At 60.6% G+C, this 2437-nt stretch carries 2 protein-coding genes and 1 pseudogene; 1 reads left to right on the forward strand and 2 read right to left on the reverse strand.

Annotated features, from left to right (window positions below):
• Together QRN45_RS20245 and QRN45_RS20250 are read right to left on the reverse strand one after the other, a co-directional pair.
• A pseudogene (locus QRN45_RS20245) lies at nt 1-142 on the reverse strand (ABC transporter permease); the annotation flags it as partial.
• A gap of 71 nt (nt 143-213) precedes the next feature.
• Nucleotides 214-1209 (reverse strand): substrate-binding domain-containing protein, encoded by a 996-nt coding sequence (locus QRN45_RS20250; RefSeq protein ID WP_078106906.1) that lies wholly within the window; start codon nt 1207-1209, stop codon nt 214-216.
• A 240-nt stretch (nt 1210-1449) separates the two neighbouring features.
• Here QRN45_RS20250 and QRN45_RS20255 point away from each other — a divergent pair, with 240 nt between their 5' ends.
• A complete protein-coding gene (locus tag QRN45_RS20255; RefSeq protein ID WP_264637194.1) occupies nt 1450-2310 on the forward strand; it encodes a sugar phosphate isomerase/epimerase family protein in 861 nt (286 codons plus the stop codon).
• Nucleotides 2311-2437 lie beyond the last annotated feature (127 nt).

Consider the following 2437-nt stretch of genomic DNA (forward strand, 5'->3'; position numbering starts at 1 on the left):
CCGAAGCAAAGAAAATGAAGAGGACAACCGCCCCCACCAGGGCACCGACCTCAGGACGGGCCATCAACTTGCTCAACGGGCTCCGCTTCGCGACCCGCTCATCCGCGGCAGTTTTGGGTGCCGGGGCAGTAACTAAAGCCATGGAACACACTTCCTTCTCTGTCAGCTCGCGCGGCAAGGGAGTCATGCCGCGCGAGCTGAACCATCATCGGATTAGCGGATGCCCTGCTGAACGAACTTCAGCACATCGGAAATGTTGGACTTGTCAACGATCGTCGGACCCGTGAGGACGGGCTGGCCGCCACCGATCTTGAAACCACCAAGCTTGTTCTGCCAGATTGCGTCAATGGACATGTAGCCCTGGAGCCACGGCTGCTGGTCCACAGTGAACAGGACCTTGCCATCGTTGATCGCCTGCGCGAGCGCGGGGTTCAGGTCGAAGCTGGCCACCTTGATCGGGCTGTTGGCATCTGCCACGGCTTTGATGACGGTCAAGGTGATCGGTGCGCCGAGCCCGATGATCACGTCGGCATCCTTGCTGGCCTGGAGCTTCGCCGTCGCGGTGGACTGTACGGCCGTCATATCGGCCCCGTTGACATAAAGGATCTCAGTGCCCGGCACCTTCGTCTTCACACCCGCGCACCGCTGTTCGAGTTGCACCTGTCCTTGTGACTGGATCACGCAGATGGGGTGTTTGTAACCCTGCGACGCGAGCTTGGCGCCGACCGCTTCGCCAGCCAGGGTCTCATTGGAACCGAAGTGGGTGAACGCCCCCATCTGCGCGGAGACGTCCCCACCAGCGTTGAAGCTCACCACCGGGATGCCCGCGTCGGTAGCCTTCTTCAGCACATCCTTCATGGCGCCCGGGTTGGCGATCGTGACCGCGATGCCATCGACCTTCTGGTCAATGGCCTGCTGCACGAGCTGGGACTGGCGCCCCGCGTCGGCATCACTCGTGTAAAGAACCTCGACATTGTCCTTCGCTGCCGCGGCCTCCGCACCCTTGCGCACGATATCCCAGAAGGTATCGCCAGCCTCGGCGTGGGTGATGAGCGCAACCTTGATCCGCGGAGTGCTTGCCGCTTGGCCGCCACCCGCGGCGTTGGCGGTGTCGGCCGGCTTTCCGCCCCCGCTTGAGCATGCTGCCAGGGCCAGAAGCGGTACTACGGCCAGCGCCACTGCGCCTCGCCGCCAATTGAACTTTGCCACGTGAGATCTCCTTTGATGTCGCGTACTTCGACCGTCGACCCCGTTGCTGTGCCTTCAAAGACATGGTGGGAGGACGGAACCATCTAGCTGTGAACGGATGTGATCCACATCGCTTTGTGGAACGCTCCAACGCTAAATCAAGGCTTGACCAATTGTCAATGGAGCGTTCCAATTAGATTGTGACTGGGTATCCACGCCCTCACCTGCCGCAACTAGCCGCGCACCGGCGCGAGGAGAACGATGACGTACTCAAGCACACCCGAACTGATTGCGACTTGCTGGACCAGCGCAGGGAATATCGCGCCGTTGACTAGCCCGGAGATCAGTCCCGTCCCCATCGTCGAGCGTTTGGAAGCAATCGCCTCAACCGGATGGGCAGGCTTTGGATTGGCGTACGACGATCTCGTCGTTGCAAGGGACACCATCGGTTTCTCCGGGCTTAAGAATCTCATTGACCAAGCAGGCTTCCGCCACGTCGAAGTCGAGTTGCTCACGAACTGGTGGGATGATTCCCTGTCCCATGAATGGAGGCCGCAGTTCGAGCTGCTCCTCGATGCCGCGGAAACGCTGGGGGCGCGCTTCATCAAGATTGGAACGGCGTTCGGCGAGCCATTGGAAGATCTTGATTTCCTGGTGGAGCCGCTGCGACGGCTGACAACCGAGGCCTCGGAAAGAGGAACCCGGATTGCCCTTGAGCCCATGCCGTTCTCGATGGTCGGATCGATTCCCGCGGCCGCCGAACTCATGAGGTCGGTCGATATGCCCGAATGTGGCCTGGTGGTTGACTACTGGCATGTCTTCCGTGCTGGAACGAGCTTGGAGGAACTGTCCCGCAGCGTGACCGCCGAGCAGATTTTAGGGGTGGAACTCAATGACGCTGACGCGGAAATCAAGGGCACGCTCTTCGAGGACACTCGCGACAATCGCCGCCTTTGCGGAGAGGGCGACCAAGACGTCGCAGGGTTCATCACAACGCTCCAGGCCATCGGTTTTAAAGGGCCGTGGGGTGTGGAAATACTCTCCGAACAACACCGCACACGTCCGGTTCGCGAAGCGCTGGAATCCGCCCGCTCGACGGCGCTTGCCTGCTTCCCCGCCTGACGCGCCTCCCGCCAACCCAACTGACTCGCATTTGTTGTCGTTATGGGGCCTCATAACGACAACAAATGCGAGCTAGTGGTCTGTCTCAGTTTTGCTTGATGGTTTCGAGTGCGACGCGGCCACGGGC

It is taken from the genome of Arthrobacter sp. efr-133-R2A-63 (genome assembly GCF_030209795.1).
Taxonomy (GTDB): Bacteria; Actinomycetota; Actinomycetes; order Actinomycetales; family Micrococcaceae; genus Arthrobacter; species Arthrobacter bambusae_A.

What these genes read in the sequence shown, in the direction of transcription:
- QRN45_RS20255 (WP_264637194.1), top strand. Translation starts at nt 1,450, where the DNA reads ATGACGTACTCAAGCACACCCGAACTGATTGCGACTTGCTGGACCAGC.